We start from the raw sequence: 16,176 nt of genomic DNA, 5'->3' as shown, positions 1-16,176 counted from the left end.
ACACAGCACGACAAGGGAGTCACATGAGCACGCTGGAAGCGCGCGCAGCCGGAGCCACCGCCCCGGCCGTGCCACCGCGGCGCCGCGCCAGACCGCGCGGCCGGTACACGGGATGGCTCTTCGTCGGCCCGTTCGTCGTCGTCCTCGTCGCGATGCTCATCGTCCCGATCGGCTACGCGCTCTGGCTCAGCCTCTTCCGCGACCAGCTCATCGGCGGCAACCAGTTCGTCTGGTTCGCCAACTACGTGCAGCTCTTCCAGGACGCGAAGTTCTGGTCGGGCCTCGGCCGGGTCGCGGTGTTCCTCGTCGTGCAGGTCCCGATCATGCTCGGCCTCGCGCTCGTCGCCGCCCTCGCGCTCGACAGTGCCCGGCTCTGGGGAACGAGCTTCTTCCGCATCGCGGTGTTCCTGCCCTACGCGGTCCCCGGTGTCGTCGCCGCGCTGATCTGGGGCTTCATCTACGGCAACCAGTTCGGCCTCACCGGTACCGCGAACCACGCGCTCGGCATCGACCTGCTGCAGCCGTTCAGCCCGGACTGGGTCCTCACGTCGATCGGCAACGTGGTCACGTGGGAGTTCCTCGGCTACAACATGCTGATCTTCTACGCCGCGCTCCGCACCGTGCCCGGCGAGCTGTACGAGGCGGCCGAGCTCGACGGCGCCGGCCCGATGCGCACGGTCTTCTCGATCAAGCTCCCGGCCCTGCGCGGCCCGATGGTCATCGCCACGATCTTCTCGATCATCGGCAGCTTCCAGCTCTTCAACGAGCCGAACCTGCTCAAGACGCTCGCCCCGAACGTCATCGGCAGTGCCTTCACGCCGAACATGTACGCCTACTCGCTGTCCTTCAGCGGCCAGCAGTTCAACTACTCCGCCACCGTCGCGATCGTGATGGGCGTGATCACCGCGGTGATCGCCTACGTCGTCCAGGTCCGCGGCACCCGCGAGGAGAACCGATGAGCACCCTGCAGCACCCGGCGACCGGCGCGTCCGGCCCGGCCACCGTCACCGAGGCGACCACGACGCTGCGCGACCCGCAGGCCCGGTCGACCCGCGCCTCCAGGCGTGCCGAGCGGAAGGCCGAGCAGCACGTCGACGGACGCAAGCCGAAGCGTTCCGGCCTCCTCACGGCCGTGATGATCGTCTTCGTCGTCTACTCGTTCGCGCCGCTGTTCTACCTGCTCGTGAACAGCACGAAGACGCAGGCCTCGCTCCTGTCGACCTTCGGCCTGTGGTTCGGCGGGAAGTTCAACCTCTGGCAGAACATCGTCGACACGCTGACGTACAACGACGGCATCTTCGTGCAGTGGCTCGGCAACACGCTGCTCTACGTGGTCGTCGGCGCCGGTGGCGCGACCCTCCTCGCCACGATCGCCGGCTACGGCATGGCGAAGTTCCAGTTCCCCGGCCGTCGCGCGGTCTTCGCCGTCGTCCTCGGAGCGATCGCCGTCCCCGGCACCGCCCTCGCCGTCCCGACCTTCCTGCTCTTCTCGCAGTTCGGCCTGACGAACACCCCGTGGGCGATCATCCTGCCGTCGCTCATCAGCCCCTTCGGCATGTACCTGATCTGGACCTACGCGGTGGACGCGATTCCCGCCGAACTCCTCGAGGCCGCCCGCATGGACGGCGCCGGCGAGTTCCGGATCTTCTTCACCATCGCGCTCCGCCTGCTCGCACCCGGTGTCGTCACGGTCCTGCTCTTCGCGGTCGTGGCCACCTGGAACAACTACTTCCTGCCGCTCATCATGCTGAGCGACCCGAAGTGGTACCCGCTGACGGTCGGCCTCAACCAGTGGAACGCGCAGGCCACCGGGTCCGGTGCCGAGCCGATCTACAACCTCGTCGTCACGGGATCGCTCCTCACGATCATCCCGATCGTGGTCGCGTTCCTCTTCCTCCAGCGCTTCTGGCAGTCCGGCCTCGCGGCCGGGTCCGTCAAGGCCTGATTCGTCGGACGGGAGGCACGCAGCGGCCCCGCCACGCGCCTCCTGCCCGACACACAGCAGCTCCACCCCCCCCTCTCCACGAAGAAGTGAAAGGCACCTCCATGAACAAGCGTCTCCGGCGCGGCCTCAGCGCCGTCGCCATCGGCGTCACCGCAGCCGTCGCCCTCGCCGCCTGCGCCTCCGGCGGCTCCTCGTCCGGCGGTTCGTCCGACAACATCTCGAAGGCCCTCAAGGACGGCGGCACGCTGACCTACTGGTCGTGGACCCCGTCCGCGAAGGACCAGGTCGCCGCGTTCGAGAAGGCCTACCCCAAGGTGAAGGTCAAGCTCGTCAACGCCGGCACCGGCGCCGACCAGTACACGAAGCTCCAGAACACGATCAAGGCCGGCTCGGGCGCCCCCGACGTCGCCCAGGTCGAGTACTATGCGCTCCCGCAGTTCGCGCTCTCCGACTCGCTGCTCGACCTGTCCTCGTACGGGTTCGGCGACCTCAAGGACAAGTTCGCGACGAGCACGTGGAACTCGGTCGACATGGACGGCAAGATCTACGGTCTGCCCCAGGACTCCGGCCCCATGGCGCTGTTCTACAACAAGAAGGTCTTCGACAAGTACGGCATCGCCGTGCCGACGACGTGGGACGAGTACGTCGCAGCGGCCAAGAAGCTGCACGAGGCCGACCCGGACGCCTACATCGCAGCGGACTCCGGCGACGCGGGGTTCACCACGAGCATGATCGCCCAGGCCGGCGGCACGCCCTTCACCACGAACGGCGACAAGGTCACGATCAACCTCGAGGACGCCGGCACGAAGAAGTGGACCAAGACCTGGGACCAGCTCGTCGAGCAGGGTCTGCTGTCGAAGACCGTCGGCTGGAGCGACGACTGGTACAAGCAGCTCGGCAACGGCCAGATCGCCACGCTCATCACCGGCGCCTGGATGCCCGGCAACCTCGAGGCGAGCGTCGCCGACGCCAGCGGTGACTGGCGCGTCGCGCCGATGCCGACCTACGACGGCGGCACCGCGCAGACCGCGAACAACGGCGGCAGCGCCGAGGCGGTCATGAAGCAGTCGAAGAACCCGGCGCTCGCGGCGGGCTTCCTCAAGTGGCTGAACTCCTCGAAGGAGTCGACCGGGATCTTCATGAAGTCCGGTGGGTTCCCGTCGACCACCGCCGACCTCGAGTCCTCGGCGTTCCTCGACGAGAAGCCGGAGTACTTCGGCGGCCAGCAGATCAACAAGGTGCTCGTCGACGCGTCGAAGTCGTCCGACAACGACTTCACCTACCTGCCCTACCAGGTGTACGCGAACAGCGTGTACGCGGACACCGTCGGCCAGTCGTACGAGAACGGCACCTCGCTCGAGAGCGGTCTCGCCGCCTGGCAGAAGGCCCTCGCGAAGTACGGCAAGGACCAGGGCTTCACGGTCTCGTCCAAGTAGTCACCACACCAGTTCGACCCGGGGCCGTGCGGAACCTTCCGCACGGCCCCGTCTCCTGAAAGAGTTCCCCCATGCGCTTCGCCATCGGCGACACCGACTTCCTGCTCGACGGCGAGCCGCACCGGGTCCTGTCCGGCGCGATCCACTACTTCCGTGTCCACCCCGACCTGTGGGCGGACCGGATCCGCAAGGCGAAGCTGATGGGGCTCAACACCATCGAGACGTACGTCGCCTGGAACGCGCACGCGCCGTCGCCTGCTTCGTTCAGTTTCGAGGACGGTCTCGACCTCGGCCGCTTCCTGGACCTCGTCGCCGCCGAGGGCATGCACGCCATCGTCCGTCCCGGCCCCTACATCTGCGCGGAGTGGACGAACGGCGGCCTGCCGTACTGGCTCTTCGCCGACGGCACCGTCGGGGTCCGCCGCGACGAGCCGGGGTTCCTCGCCGCCGTGCAGGGGTACTTGGAGCATCTCGCGCCGGTGCTGGTCCCGAGGCAGATCGACCACGGCGGGCCGATCGTGCTCGTGCAGGTCGAGAACGAGTACGGCGCGTACGGCTCCGACCCCGTCTACCTGTCGAAGCTCGAGCAGATGCACCGGGAGATCGGTCTCACAGTGCCGTTCACGAGCGTCGACCAGCCGATGGGCACGATGCTCGAGGACGGTTCGCTGCCCTCGCTGCACAAGACCGGTTCGTTCGGCTCGCGTTCCGTCGAACGGCTCGCGCGACTCCGACAGGCCCAGCCGACCGGCCCCCTCATGTGCTCGGAGTTCTGGGACGGCTGGTTCGACAGCTGGGGCGAGCACCACCACACCACGCCGGCCGCTGCGTCGGCATCGGACCTCGACGACCTGCTCGCCTCCGGCGGCTCGGTGAACATCTACATGTTCCACGGCGGCACGAACTTCGGCTTCACGAACGGCGCGAACGACAAGGGCGTGTACCGCCCGATCGCGACGTCGTACGACTACGACGCACCGCTCGACGAGGCCGGGCGTCCGACGGAGAAGTTCCACGCGTTCCGCTCGGTCATCGAGCGCTACGCGCCCGTGCCGCCGCTGCCCGCTGCGATGCAGCCCGGTGGGTCGGGCCGGCTCGGGTCCGTCGGTCCCGTCGGACCCGTCGGTCCCGTCGGGTCGGCTCCGGGCCAGGAGGCGCGGCTCGCCCCCGCCTCGGACGTCGCCGTCCGCCTCGACCGCGTCACACCCCTGCGTGCCCTGCTGCCATCCCTCACGTCGTGGTCCGCGCACGACACCCCGCCGACGTTCGACGCCCTCGGTGCTGCGAGCGGGTTCGTGCTGTACCGGACCGAGGTGGACCTGCCGTCCGGCGGCGTGCTCACCGTCGGTGAGGAGGTCCGCGACCGCGCGGTCGTCTCCGTGGACGGGATCGTCGTCGGCGTGGTCGAACGGGAGCACCACGACCGCGCCATCGCCCTGCCCCCGGTCACCGGCACGCTCGAGCTCCTCGTCGAGGACCAGGGCCGCGTCGACTACGGCCCGCGAATCGGCGAGCCGAAGGGCCTGATCGGCGGGATCGCCGTCGACGGGGTCCCGCTCGCCCAGTGGACGGCGTCGCCCCTGGCCCTCGACCCGATGCCTGAGGCCGCGCTGACGATCCTCGCCGACGCACTGCCCACCGACGGCGACGTGCTGGCCGGACCGGTGTTCGCCACGGGGTCGTTCGACCTCGCCGAGGCGGGGGACCGCTACCTCGCCCTCGACGGGTTCCGGAAGGGCGTCGCCTGGGTGAACGGGTTCTGCCTCGGCCGGTACTGGTCCCGCGGGCCGCAGCGCACCCTGGCCGTCCCCGGACCGGTGCTCCGCGCCGGGAGGAACGACGTCGTCGTCCTCGAACTGCACGCTGCGGCGTCCCGGTCGGTGTGCCTGCGGGTCGAGCCGGACCTCGGGCACACGGAGGGCTGACGGGGTTAAGCTTCGCTGGACTCCGAGCAGCCGAGGGGGATGCGATGGTGCGGGTGTTGCAATGGGTGTGGCGCGTGGTCGTCTCCGTGCTCCACGTCCTGGCGGGGGTGCTCACCTCGTTCGGTTCCGGCGGGATCGTCGGTGCGGGAGCGCCGCCGACCCCGACCCCGAACAAGCCCGACGACTACCGCCCCTGACCGTTCCGGGAGTCAGACTGCTCGAGCTCCGGCCCACGCCCGCACCTCGAGCAGCGCCGCACGTCGCCACCGCCACAGTGGGGCGAACTTCGTGCCGTCGTCCTCCCACGCCTGCGTGAGCATCCAGATCTGCCGCCGGTGTTCCGTGCCGCTGTCATCACGCCACTCGACGAACGCATCGTCGAGCACCGTGGTGATGCCGTCGCGCGGCGCCGACCAGCTGACGAGGAAGCCGTGGTACCGCAGCGTGTCTCCGAACAGTTGGACGCCGAGCCGCGGGAGCCGGACCAACACCCAGGTAGCGGTCGCAGCGAACACGACACCCAAGACGAAGACGAAAACCCGGGCTGACGCGCCCGGTGAGAAGGCGACCGAAGCAACCGCGACACCCGTCCCGATGCCGACGGGACCGAAGACGATGATGTTGAGCATGCGGTCGAGTCGTGGCGGCCGGATGGTCTTCACGGCAGCGGCCGGCTCGAGGCGTCGGGCGAATCGGTGTCGAGGGCGTCGAGGTCGTGGAGCGCTCGCCGGGCGTCGGCGATCCGGTCGGCTTCGGGGCGGGGCCACCATTCGGGCCCGCGTTCGCCGAGCCCGTGCTTCGCCAGGCCGTTGCGGTGCCGTGCTGCGGCGAGGGCCTCCTCGTCGCCGGAGCGCCTGGCTTGCTTGACGGCGTTGCGGCCCCGACCGAGGTGCGACCGGAGTGCTGCGGCGACGTCCTCGGGGAGCGCCGGGTCGGTCCGTCGCCACCGCCGGCCGTCGACCACGAAGAAGTGGTCGTCGGGCGTCGCGGTCATGCACCCGAGTCTTGCAGCGGACACCGGGTTCGTCCGGAGGGATGACCGTTCTGGTTCGTGGAGTCCGGGGATCGCGAACCAGAACGGTCACCGCGCGGATCCGGTGCACGGTGTCAGGGGTGGGCGGTAGAACGGCGGTGATGCCCGAACCCCGCACCCGCGCCCTGCTCGACGTCCGCCGGATCTACGCCGAGCCGGCAGCCCTCGAGCTCCAGCGCGGGCAGGAGGTCGTCGGGCCGTGGCCGGACGCCGAGATCGTCCCCGTCGAGTCGCACTGGAACATCCCCGAGGTGCACGGCGACGAACGGAACGTCCAGCGGTGGGTGCGCATCAAGACCGAGGCGCTCGTCCTCGGCGTGAAGAAGTCGCTCGTGACCCGGCCGAACGGGCGCTCCGCGGACTTCATCGCCCCGTCGACGGCGAACGGCTGCGCCATGGCGTGCGCCTACTGCTACGTCCCGCGGCGAAAGGGCTACAGCAACCCGGTGACGGTCTTCGCGAACATCGACCAGATCACGAAGCACGTCGCCCGCAACATCGCGAAGCAGGGGTCCAAGACCGAACCGAACCAGTGCGACCCGCACGCGTGGGTCTACGACATCGGCGAGAACAGCGACTGCTCGGTGGACGCGATGCTCAGCGACAACGTGCGGGACCTCTGCGACCTGTTCCGGATGTCACCGACCGCCAAGGCCTCCTTCGCGACGAAGTACGTCAACCGCGACCTGCTCGACTGGGGCCCGATGGGGCGCACGCGCATCCGGTTCTCGCTCATGCCGCACGAGACCGCGAAGGTCACCGACATCCGCACCAGCCCGATCGCCGAGCGGATCGCCGCGGTGAACGACTTCGTCGACGCCGGGTACGAGGTCCACCTCAACTTCTCGCCCGTCATCCTGACCCCGACGTGGGAGTCCGACTGGGCCGACCTCCTGCGTCAGGTGGACGACGTCCTGTCCCCGGCCGCGAAGGCGCAGCTCGCGGCCGAGGTCATCTTCCTCACCCACAACGAGCCCCTGCACGAGGTCAACCTCGGCTGGCATCCGAGGGCCGAGGACCTGCTGTGGCGCCCGGACCTGCAGGAGCAGAAGGTGTCGCAGAACGGCGCGGTCAACGTCCGCTACCGCTCCGGGATGAAGGGGCAGTTGGTCGAGCGGTTCCGGGAACTCGTCGCGGAGCAGCTGCCGAGCTGCCGCATCCGCTACGCCTTCTGAGACGACGAACGCCCGCGCCGTCGGGCGCGGGCGTTGCGTGGTGCGACGGGCTCAGTGACCGTCGAGGTGGTCCTTCGCCTTCTCGGTCTCGAGACGGCCCTCGCCCATGACCTGGTCCTTCTGGCCCTGGTGCTTGAGCTCGTCGTCGTCGGTGTGCTTGCCGACTGCTTCCTCGACCTTGCCGACGACCTTCTGGGTGACGTCCTTCGCCTTGTCTCCGAGCGACATGCTGTCTTCCTTCCTCCGGGGACCGCCGAGGGTCCTCGGGGCCTGTGCCACGAAGACAACCAGGGGCAGCAGCGCGGCTCGCGGCCGGGCCGCAGGTTCGTGTCCCCCGATTGCTTCCACCGGGGTACGGATCAGGGGATCAGTCGGTCGGCGCGGTAGCGGTCGAAGAGCTCGGCGAAGGCGCGCTCGGTGCGACGGAAGGCGGTGAACCCGGCGTCGCGGCTCTTGCCCATGTCGGTGACGACCTCCATCGCGCGACCGAGGTCGGCGTCGGTGTGCCACCACGAGGCGAGTCGGGTGATGTCGGGTTCGACGAGGCCGTGGCGCTCCGCGATGTCGGCCCATGCAGCCTCGTGCGGCGCCATCTGCTCCTCGAGCGGACGCGGCGCATCCTCGTACCCCACGACCCGCGCTGGGTCGACACCGAGGTGGGCGGCGAGCCGGGGCCACATCCAGCGCCAGCGGAACACGTCGCCGTTCACGATGTTGAACGCCTCGTCGGCACCCTCGGGCGTGGTCGACGCCCAGACCATGTGCTCGGCCAGGATGCCGGCGTCCGTCATGTCGGTGAGGCCGTTCGACTGCGCCTCGCTGCCCGGGAACACGAAGTCCAGACCGAGCTCCTTCGCCAGGGTCGCCTGCACCGCGATCGTCAGCCCCATGTTCATCGCGTTGCCGACCGCGTGGCCGATCACCGTGTGCGAGCGGTGCACCGACCAGGTGAAGCCCTGGCGGTCGGCGGCGGCGAAGAGCTCGTCCTCCTGGGCGTAGTAGAAGTTCGGGGTGTCGAGGCGCGGTTCTTCCTCGTGGAAGGGGGTGTCGGGCATCTCGCCGGCGGCGTACGCCTCGAACGGGCCGAGGTAGTGCTTCAGCCCGGTGACGAGGGCGACGTGCTCGAGCGGCGCGTGGGCGAGGGCAGCGAGGAGGTCGCGCACCATGCCGCCGTTCACGCGGATGTTCTCGGCCTCGGTGTCCTGCCGCTGCCAGGCGGTGAAGAAGACGTGGGTCGGGCGCTCGTCGGCGAGGGCGGTGCCCAGCGACTCCGGGTCGCGCAGGTCCGCGGCCACGGTGCGGACACCGTCGCGGGCGAGGGGTCGGCGGGAGAGCGCGGTCACCTCCCACCCGAGGTCGAGCAGGTGCGACACGAGGGCCGATCCGGTGATGCCGCTGGCACCCACCACGAGGGCTCGGAGACGGTCGGGGGACTGTGCGGCGGTGTCGATCGAGGTCATCACCTCCGTGCAACGCAGCTGTGCGACAGGTGTTCCCTCAGCGCGGTCGGCGGATACGGATCGGGCCCTTGGCGGTGGACGGGTCGACGACGCTGCCGTGCTGCGTGATCTCGACCTCACCGCGCGCCACCATGCGCCGTGCGGCCCGCCGTGCCGGCTCCATGAGGTCACGCCAGCCGTCGGGGTCGAGGGCCCGCGCGGCGTCCGACGGGCAGATGCTCGACGTTCGAGCGCGTGCCGCGAGCAATTCGTCGATCCGTTGCTCGAGTGCTCGGTCCGTCGCGTCCACGCCGTGCTTCCGGCACGCGGCCGAGCAGTACTTCGCATCCGGGGCGGCGGAACCGGGCATCCGGCGGCCGCACGAGGCACACGTCCGATCGGCGTGCTCCGCCTCGTTCGCGGCGGCGTCCGCCTCGGTCCTGATCGCTCGTCCCATGCGACCATCCTGTCCCCGCTGTCCGGTCTCGCGCCCAGCCCAGGCACGGCTGGCAGCATCGGGTCGGTGAACACCGACACCGCACCCGAGCGTCCCGCCGAGCCCGCCTGGGTCGAGCACGTCATGTGGTGGCACGTCTACCCGCTCGGGTTCGTCGGTGCCGACGTCCGGCCGGACACCCCCGTGGACGGACGCCTCGTCGACCACCGGCTCGGCCGCATCGAGCCCTGGCTCGACCACGTCGTGGACCTCGGGCTGAACGGGCTGCTGCTCGGTCCGGTCTTCACGAGCTCGACGCACGGCTACGACACGGTCGACCACTTCCGGATCGACCCGCGGCTCGGTGACGACGACGACTTCGACCGGCTCGTCACGGCCGCGCACGACCGGGGGATCCGGGTCCTGCTCGACGGGGTGTTCAACCACGTCGGACGGGAGCACCCGGCCTTCCGCGCCGTCGAGGAGCGGGGCCCGGACGCGCCGACGGCGGATCTGTTCGCGATCGACTGGGCAGGCTGGTCGCCCGGCGACGACGTGCCGGTGGGACTGTTCGAGGGGCACGACATCCTCGTCGCGCTCGACCACGGCAGCCGCGCCACCGAGGACCTCGTCGTCGAGGTGATGACGCACTGGCTCGCACGGGGCGTCGACGGCTGGCGACTCGACGCGGCCTACGCGGTACCGACGGCGTTCTGGGCACGGGTGCTGCCGCGCGTCCGGGAGCGCTTCCCGGACGCCTGGTTCACGGGCGAGGTCATCCACGGCGACACGGCTGCGTTCGTCCGCGCCTCGACGGTCGACTCCACCACGCAGTACGAGCTCTGGCAGGGCATCTGGCACGGCATCGCCGACCGGAACTGCTTCGAGCTCGCCCACGCCGTCGAACGGCACGACGAACTGCTGGCCGCACAGGCACCGAGCACGTTCGTCGGCAACCACGACGTGACGCGCATCGCGAGCGCCGTGGGGGAGCGGTTCGCCGGGCACGCCGCCGCCGTCCTCTTCACGGTCGCCGGGACCCCGAGCGTCTGGGCCGGTGACGAGTACGGCTGGACGGGGGTGAAGGAGGAGCGCGTCGGCGGGGACGATGCCGTCCGCCCGGAGTTCCCGGCCGCTCCGCCCGAGTCCGTGGAACTCACGCACGCGTACGAGGCGCTCATCGCCCTCCGTCGCCGCGAGCCCTGGCTGCACCGCGCCCACACCGACGTCGTCCACCTGACGAACACCGCGATCGTGCTGCGGACCGCGACCGCGGAGCGGGCGGTGGTGACCGCCCTGAACCTGTCGCCCGATCCCGTCGACCTGCCCACAGCGGGTGCGACGCGCGTCGAGGCGGGCGGAGCCGACGTCGGGGACGGGACCCTGCGCCTCCAGGCCGCCGCCTGGGCCGTGCTCTCCGGATCGTGAGCAGAAATGGTCGGGTCCCCGGACAGGACCCGACCATTTCTGCTCACGAAACGAACACCCGCGCGCCCGCGCTACTTGCGCGCGGACGCCGCCCGGCGCTTGTTGAACACGTCGAACGCGACGGCGGCGAGCAGCACCAGGCCCTTGATGAGCGACTGGTACTCGGTCCCGATGCCGAGGATCGACATGCCGTTGTTCAGGATGCCGATGATGAGACCACCGACGATCGCTCCCGGCACCGTCCCGATGCCACCGGTGACGGCCGCGCCGCCGATGAACACCGCGGCGATGGCGTCGAGCTCGAAGCCGTTGCCGGCACCCGGAGCCGCGAGGTTGAGCTGCCCGGTGAAGACCACGCCGGCCAGCGCCGAGATGACGCCCATGTTGACGAAGAGCAGGAACGTGACCCGCTTCGTCTTCACACCGGAGAGCTGGGCGGCGAGGGCGTTCCCGCCGATCGCGTAGATGTGGCGGCCGAACACCGCGCTCCGCATGACGACCGAGTAGATCACCACGAGGGCACCGAGCACGACGAGCACGATCGGGGTGCCGTTGTAGCTCGCGAGCAGGAGCGCCACGTAGATGACGAGCGCGACCGTGAAGGCGAGCTTCGTGATGAACCAGGCGAACGGCTCGCTCTCGAGCTGGTACTTGCGCCGTGTGGCACGACCGCGGAACGCCGTGACCACGAGGACGATCGCGGCCGCGAAGCCGAGGATCATCGTGAGGGGCTCGTACCCGGTGGTGCCGAACGACGGCAGGAAGCCGGAGCCGAGGGAGCGGAAGCCCTCCGGGAACGGCGAGATCTGCTGGTTGTGCAGGACGATCTGCGCGGCGCCACGGAACGCGAGCATGCCCGCGAGCGTGACGATGAACGCGGGGATCCCGAAGTAGGCGATCCAGAACCCCTGCCAGGCACCGACGAGGGCGCCGACCACCAGGCAGAGCACGACCGCGATCGGCCAGGGCAGGCCCCACTGCGTGATCATGACACCGGCCATGGCGCCGGTGAAGGCCACGACCGAGCCGACCGAGAGGTCGATGTGCCCGGCGATGATGACCATCACCATGCCGATGGCGAGGATGAGGATGTAGCTGTTCTGGACGATCAGGTTCGAGACGTTGATCGGGGCGAGGGTGATGCCGTTCGTCGTCACCTGGAAGAAGATGACGATGACGATCAGCGCGATGAACAGGCCGATCTGTCGGAGCTGCCCGGTGAGGTAGCCGGCGGCGGACTTAAGCGCGTTCATTGACAGGGGTCTCCCGTTCCTGGGTCATGTACTGCATGAGGGCCTCGGGCGTGGCCTCGGAGCGGGGCACGTCGGCGGTGATCGTGCCCTCGGAGAGCGTGTAGATGCGGTCGCAGATGCCGAGGAGCTCGGGGAGCTCGGAGGAGATCACGATGATCCCCTTCCCCTGGTCCGCGAGCTGGTTGATGATCGTGTAGATCTCGTACTTCGCGCCGACGTCGATGCCGCGCGTGGGCTCGTCGAGGATGAGCACGTCGGGGTCGGCGTACATCCACTTCGACAGGACGACCTTCTGCTGGTTGCCGCCGGAGAGCTTCCCGGTGACGACGTCGACGTTCGGCGCCTTGATGTTGAGGCTCCGGAGGAACTGTCCGGCGACGGTGGTCTCCTCGGACGCGTTGACGAAGCCCCAGTTCGCGAGCTTCCCGAGCGCCGACCCGGAGATGTTCCGCTTGATGTCGTCGATGAGGTTGAGCCCGTAGCGCTTCCGGTCCTCGGTGACGTAGGCGATGCCGTTGTCGATCGCCTGCGACACCGTGTGGGTCTTGATCGGGACGCCGCGCTTGTACACGGTGCCGCTGATCCCGGTGCCGTAGGACTGGCCGAACACGCTCATCGCGAGCTCGGTCCGTCCGGCACCCATGAGCCCGGCGATGCCGACGACCTCGCCCGCGCGGACGGAGAGGTTCGCCTGGTGGATGATCTCGCGCGAGGCGTCGAGCTGGTGGTGGACGGTCCAGTCCTCGATGCGGAGGAGTTCCTCGCCGATCTGCGGGTCCTCGCGCTCGGGATACCGGTTCGACAGGTCGCGACCGACCATGCCGCGGATGATCCGGTCCTCGGAGACGTCGTCGGCGTGCATGTCGAGCGTCTCGATGGTCTTGCCGTCGCGGATGATCGTGACCTTGTCCGCGATCGCCTTGATCTCGTTGAGCTTGTGGCTGATGATGATCGCCGTCATCCCCTCGGCCTGCAGCGACCGGATGAGGTCGAGCAGGTGCGCCGAGTCGTCGTCGTTCAGCGCCGCCGTCGGCTCGTCGAGGATGAGGAGCTTCACCCGCTTCGACAGGGCCTTCGCGATCTCGACGAGCTGCTGCTTGCCGACGCCGATGTCGACGATCTTCGTGACCGGGTTGTCCTTGAGGCCGACGCGCTGCAGGAGCTCGGCGGCCGCGAGGTTCGTCTTGTTCCAGTCGATGAACCCGGCCTTCGACTGTTCGTTGCCGAGGAAGATGTTCTCGGCGATCGACAGGAACGGGCTGAGCGCGAGCTCCTGGTGGATGATCACGACCCCGGCCGCTTCCGAGCCGTTGATGTCGCCGAACTCGACGGGAGATCCGTCGATGAGGATCTCGCCGTCGAAGGAGCCGTGCGGGTAGACCCCGGACAGCACCTTCATCAGGGTGGACTTGCCGGCGCCGTTCTCGCCGCAGATCGCGTGGACCTGGCCGCGCTCGACCTCGATCGAGACCCCCTGCAGCGCCTTGACCCCGGGGAACGTCTTGGTGATGTCACGCATCTCGAGGATGGTGTCCGCCATGTGGGACCGCCTTTTCGTCGTCCGCGCGTGGGCGCGCGGGTGGTGACGGACTGGAGGCGCGGGGCGGGGTCGACCCGCGCCTCCAGTCCGACAGATGGGTTGCGTCCTACTTGAGGTCGGCCTCGGTGTAGTAGCCCGAGTCGACGAGGACTTCCTTGTAGTTGTCCTTCGTCACGACGGTCGGCTGGAACAGGTAGGTCGGGACGACCTTGACCTTGTTGTCGTAGCTCTTCGTGTCGTTGACCTCGGGCTTCTTGCCGGTGAGCAGGTCCTCGGCCATGGTGACCGACTGCTTGGCGAGCTTGCGCGTGTCCTTGTAGATGGTCGAGTACTGCTGCCCGGCGATGATCGACTTCACGCTGGCCTGCTCGGCGTCCTGCCCCGTGATGGTCGGCAGCGGGCGGTCGCTCGAGCCGTACCCGGCGCCCTGGAGCGCCGAGATGATGCCGATCGACATGCCGTCGTAGGGCGAGAGCACGCCGTTCAGCGTGGTGCCGCCGGAGTACGACTTCGCGATGAGGTTCTGCATGCGGGCCTTGGCGGTCGCCGGGTCCCACTGCTGCGTCGCGGCCTGCGAGAGCTGGTCCTGGCCGGACTGGATCTTCAGGGTGCCGTCCTCGAGGTACGGCTTGAGGGTCTTCATCGCACCGTCGAAGAAGAAGCCCGCGTTGTTGTCGTCGAGCGAGCCGGCGAAGACCTCGATGTTGAAGGGGCCCTTCTCGCCGGTCTTCTTGCCGTCCGCGTCGAGCACGCCGAGGCCGGTGAGCAGGCTCGTCGCCTGGTCGACGCCGACCTTCTCGTTGTCGAACGACACGTAGTAGTCGACGTTCTTGTTGCCCGTGAGCAGGCGGTCGTAGGAGATCACCTTGATGCCGGCCTTGGCGGCGGCGTCGAGCTGGTCGGAGAGCGCGCCGCCGTCGATCGACGCGATGATGAGGACCTTCGCGCCCTTCGTGATCATGTTGCTGACCTGCTGCGCCTGCTGCTGGACCTTGTTGTCGCCGTACTCGAGGTCGACCTTGTAGCCGGCCTTCTCGAGGTCGCTCTTGACGGCGTTGCCGTCCTTGATCCAGCGTTCCGAGACCTTGGTCGGCATCGCGACGCCCACCAGGGCGCCCTTGTTGTCCCCGCTGCCGCTCCCACCGTCGGTGGACGCGCGTCCGCCGGCGGAGCAGCCGGCGAGTGCGATGGCGATGCCGAGGGCGGCGACGCCCGCGACGATCTTGCGCTTCATCATCGAAGTACCTCTGTTCCTGCGCGTCCACGTCGACGCGCTCGGTGCCGGGGCTGCTGTGCCCCGAGGGATTTGCTCGTGTGAGCGCTCACATACTGGGGGTTCCGTGACGGGGTGTCAACTCACCGTGACCGTTTCGCGATCTTGTCGCGTCGGCCGGACTGCGCGGTACGGTTGGCGACGTGACGACCACGACCGCGCTCGGGGACGCCGGCGGCAAACGTCGCAAGGCACCCACGATCTTCGACGTCGCCGAGCGCGCGGGCGTCTCCCACCAGACCGTCTCGCGGGTGATCAACGGCGACCCGACGGTCCGCGAGCAGTTCCGCGCCCAGGTGTCCGACGCGGTCACCGAACTCGGGTACCGGCCCCGCGCCGCGGCCCGGGCGCTCGCCGGGGGGCGCAGTCGGGCGCTCGGCATCATCACCGCCGGGGACGCGCTGTACGGACCGTCGAGCACCGCCATCGGGTTCGAGCGGGCAGCCCGGTCCGCCGGCTACCACGTCCTGCTCTCCACGCTGCCCGACGACCCGCGCCCCGTCGACCTGTCGAACGCCCTCGTGACGCTGCTCGCCCAGGACGTCGCCGCCATCGTGCTCGTCGCCGCCGACAACCGGGTGCTCGACGCCCTCGCCTCGCTGACCGTCCCGGTCTCGGTGCCCGTCGTCGTCGCGAACGCCGTGCAGCGGGACGCGGCCAGGGCCCCGGTGGCACCGAGCGTCGCGGCGGTCGCGATCGACCAGGCGGCGGGGACCTCGCTCGTGATGGAGCACCTGTTCGCCCGCGGGCACCGCCGGATCGTGCACATCGCCGGCCCCGCGGTCTCGCAGGAGTCCGAGGTCCGCCGGGTGACCTACGAGCGGATCATGCGCGACGCCGGACTCGAGCCCGTGGTGCTCGACGGCGACTGGACCCCGGCGAGCGGGTTCGCGGCGGCCCGGACGATCGACGTGCACACGGTCGACGCGGTCTTCGCCGGGAACGACCAGATGGCGCTCGGGGTCCTGCACGCCTTCGCCGACGAGGGACTGCGGGTGCCGGACGACATCGCCGTGGTGGGCTTCGACGACGTTCCAGAGGCGGCGCACTTCACGCCGCCGCTCACCACCGTGCGGCAGGACTTCCGGGCGATGGGGGAGCGGGTGCTCGACACCGTGCGGGCCCTCGTCGAGGGGGAGCCGCGGGACGAGACGTTGCTCGTGCCCGAGCTCGTGGTGCGCCGGAGCGCGTAGGGCGCGCGGCGCGCGGCGCGGGCGGCCCCGGCCCCTCCACTCCGTCGACGGGTCGCGCCCGTCGGCGGTGCGGGTCACGCGAGCTCGATGAGCTCCGCGT

The 16,176-nt window shown here is 69.4% G+C and carries 16 protein-coding genes; 8 read left to right on the top strand and 8 right to left on the bottom strand.

Annotation, left to right across the window (positions count from 1 at the left end; genetic code table 11):
• The first annotated feature begins 23 nt into the window (after positions 1–23).
• From HWD93_RS07805 to HWD93_RS07785, 5 genes are all read left to right on the top strand, one after another.
• Positions 24–959: a carbohydrate ABC transporter permease gene (locus HWD93_RS07805; protein WP_070418185.1), complete on the top strand. Its 936-nt coding sequence runs from the start codon at positions 24–26 to the stop codon at positions 957–959.
• Positions 956–1,945, top strand: coding sequence for a carbohydrate ABC transporter permease (locus tag HWD93_RS07800; RefSeq protein ID WP_261646502.1), 990 nt, complete (start codon positions 956–958; stop codon positions 1,943–1,945). Before HWD93_RS07805 ends, HWD93_RS07800 begins: the two co-directional genes overlap by 4 nt.
• A 101-nt stretch (positions 1,946–2,046) precedes the next feature.
• A complete protein-coding gene (locus tag HWD93_RS07795) occupies positions 2,047–3,381 on the top strand; it encodes a sugar ABC transporter substrate-binding protein (protein WP_261646501.1) in 1,335 nt (444 codons plus the stop codon).
• Between the two features lie 71 nt (positions 3,382–3,452).
• Positions 3,453–5,306 (top strand): beta-galactosidase family protein, encoded by a 1,854-nt coding sequence (locus HWD93_RS07790; protein WP_261646500.1) that lies wholly within the window; start codon positions 3,453–3,455, stop codon positions 5,304–5,306.
• 44 nt (positions 5,307–5,350) lie between these two features.
• Positions 5,351–5,503, top strand: a complete 153-nt coding sequence (locus tag HWD93_RS07785; RefSeq protein ID WP_175496038.1) for a hypothetical protein — start codon at positions 5,351–5,353, stop codon at positions 5,501–5,503.
• 12 nt (positions 5,504–5,515) lie between these two features.
• Here the strand turns inward: HWD93_RS07785 and HWD93_RS07780 are convergent, their stop codons facing one another.
• The gene (locus HWD93_RS07780; protein ID WP_261646499.1) at positions 5,516–5,968 is read right to left on the bottom strand and encodes a hypothetical protein; all 453 of its coding nucleotides are present in this window, start codon (positions 5,966–5,968) and stop codon (positions 5,516–5,518) included.
• Positions 5,965–6,300, bottom strand: a complete 336-nt coding sequence (locus tag HWD93_RS07775) for a biopolymer transporter Tol (protein ID WP_261646498.1) — start codon at positions 6,298–6,300, stop codon at positions 5,965–5,967. The genes HWD93_RS07780 and HWD93_RS07775 overlap by 4 nt, the downstream gene beginning before the upstream one ends.
• Before the next feature lie 140 nt (positions 6,301–6,440).
• Between HWD93_RS07775 and HWD93_RS07770 the strand changes: the two genes are divergently transcribed.
• On the top strand, positions 6,441–7,514 hold the full coding sequence (locus HWD93_RS07770) for a spore photoproduct lyase family protein (RefSeq protein ID WP_261646497.1): 1,074 nt from the start codon (positions 6,441–6,443) through the stop codon (positions 7,512–7,514).
• 51 nt (positions 7,515–7,565) lie between these two features.
• On the opposite strand, the gene HWD93_RS07765 is transcribed toward HWD93_RS07770, so the two are convergent.
• The 3 genes from HWD93_RS07765 to HWD93_RS07755 all read right to left on the bottom strand — a co-directional run bounded on the left by HWD93_RS07765 (position 7,566) and on the right by HWD93_RS07755 (position 9,410).
• Positions 7,566–7,742 carry a CsbD family protein gene (locus HWD93_RS07765; RefSeq protein ID WP_139199296.1) on the bottom strand — a complete coding sequence of 59 codons (177 nt, stop codon included), beginning with the start codon at positions 7,740–7,742 and terminating at the stop codon, positions 7,566–7,568.
• A 131-nt stretch (positions 7,743–7,873) separates the two neighbouring features.
• Entirely contained in the window at positions 7,874–8,974 is a 1,101-nt protein-coding gene (locus tag HWD93_RS07760) for an SDR family oxidoreductase (RefSeq protein ID WP_261646496.1), read from the bottom strand.
• Between the two features lie 37 nt (positions 8,975–9,011).
• Entirely contained in the window at positions 9,012–9,410 is a 399-nt protein-coding gene (locus HWD93_RS07755; RefSeq protein ID WP_229086013.1) for a DUF3253 domain-containing protein, read from the bottom strand.
• A gap of 66 nt (positions 9,411–9,476) precedes the next feature.
• On the opposite strand from HWD93_RS07755, the gene HWD93_RS07750 reads away from it, so the two are divergent.
• Complete coding sequence (locus HWD93_RS07750; protein ID WP_261646495.1) at positions 9,477–10,817, top strand: alpha-amylase family glycosyl hydrolase; 1,341 nt, start codon at positions 9,477–9,479, stop codon at positions 10,815–10,817.
• 71 nt (positions 10,818–10,888) lie between these two features.
• Here the strand turns inward: HWD93_RS07750 and mmsB are convergent, their stop codons facing one another.
• From mmsB to chvE, 3 genes are all read right to left on the bottom strand, one after another.
• Complete coding sequence (mmsB, locus tag HWD93_RS07745) at positions 10,889–12,070, bottom strand: multiple monosaccharide ABC transporter permease (RefSeq protein ID WP_071295576.1); 1,182 nt, start codon at positions 12,068–12,070, stop codon at positions 10,889–10,891.
• A complete protein-coding gene (mmsA, locus tag HWD93_RS07740) occupies positions 12,057–13,610 on the bottom strand; it encodes a multiple monosaccharide ABC transporter ATP-binding protein (protein ID WP_070418195.1) in 1,554 nt (517 codons plus the stop codon). Before mmsA ends, mmsB begins: the two co-directional genes overlap by 14 nt.
• Positions 13,611–13,716: 106 nt before the next feature.
• Entirely contained in the window at positions 13,717–14,847 is a 1,131-nt protein-coding gene (gene chvE / locus HWD93_RS07735) for a multiple monosaccharide ABC transporter substrate-binding protein (RefSeq protein ID WP_261646494.1), read from the bottom strand.
• A 179-nt stretch (positions 14,848–15,026) separates the two neighbouring features.
• Here chvE and HWD93_RS07730 point away from each other — a divergent pair, with 179 nt between their 5' ends.
• The gene (locus HWD93_RS07730) at positions 15,027–16,076 is read left to right on the top strand and encodes a substrate-binding domain-containing protein (protein WP_070418196.1); all 1,050 of its coding nucleotides are present in this window, start codon (positions 15,027–15,029) and stop codon (positions 16,074–16,076) included.
• The last annotated feature ends 100 nt before the right edge of the window (positions 16,077–16,176 follow it).

Source organism: Curtobacterium sp. C2H10, from assembly GCF_025407985.1.
Classification (GTDB): domain Bacteria; phylum Actinomycetota; class Actinomycetes; order Actinomycetales; family Microbacteriaceae; genus Curtobacterium.
Note: the sequence above shows the minus strand (reverse complement) of the source record. Positions and strands in the feature narration are given on the sequence as shown.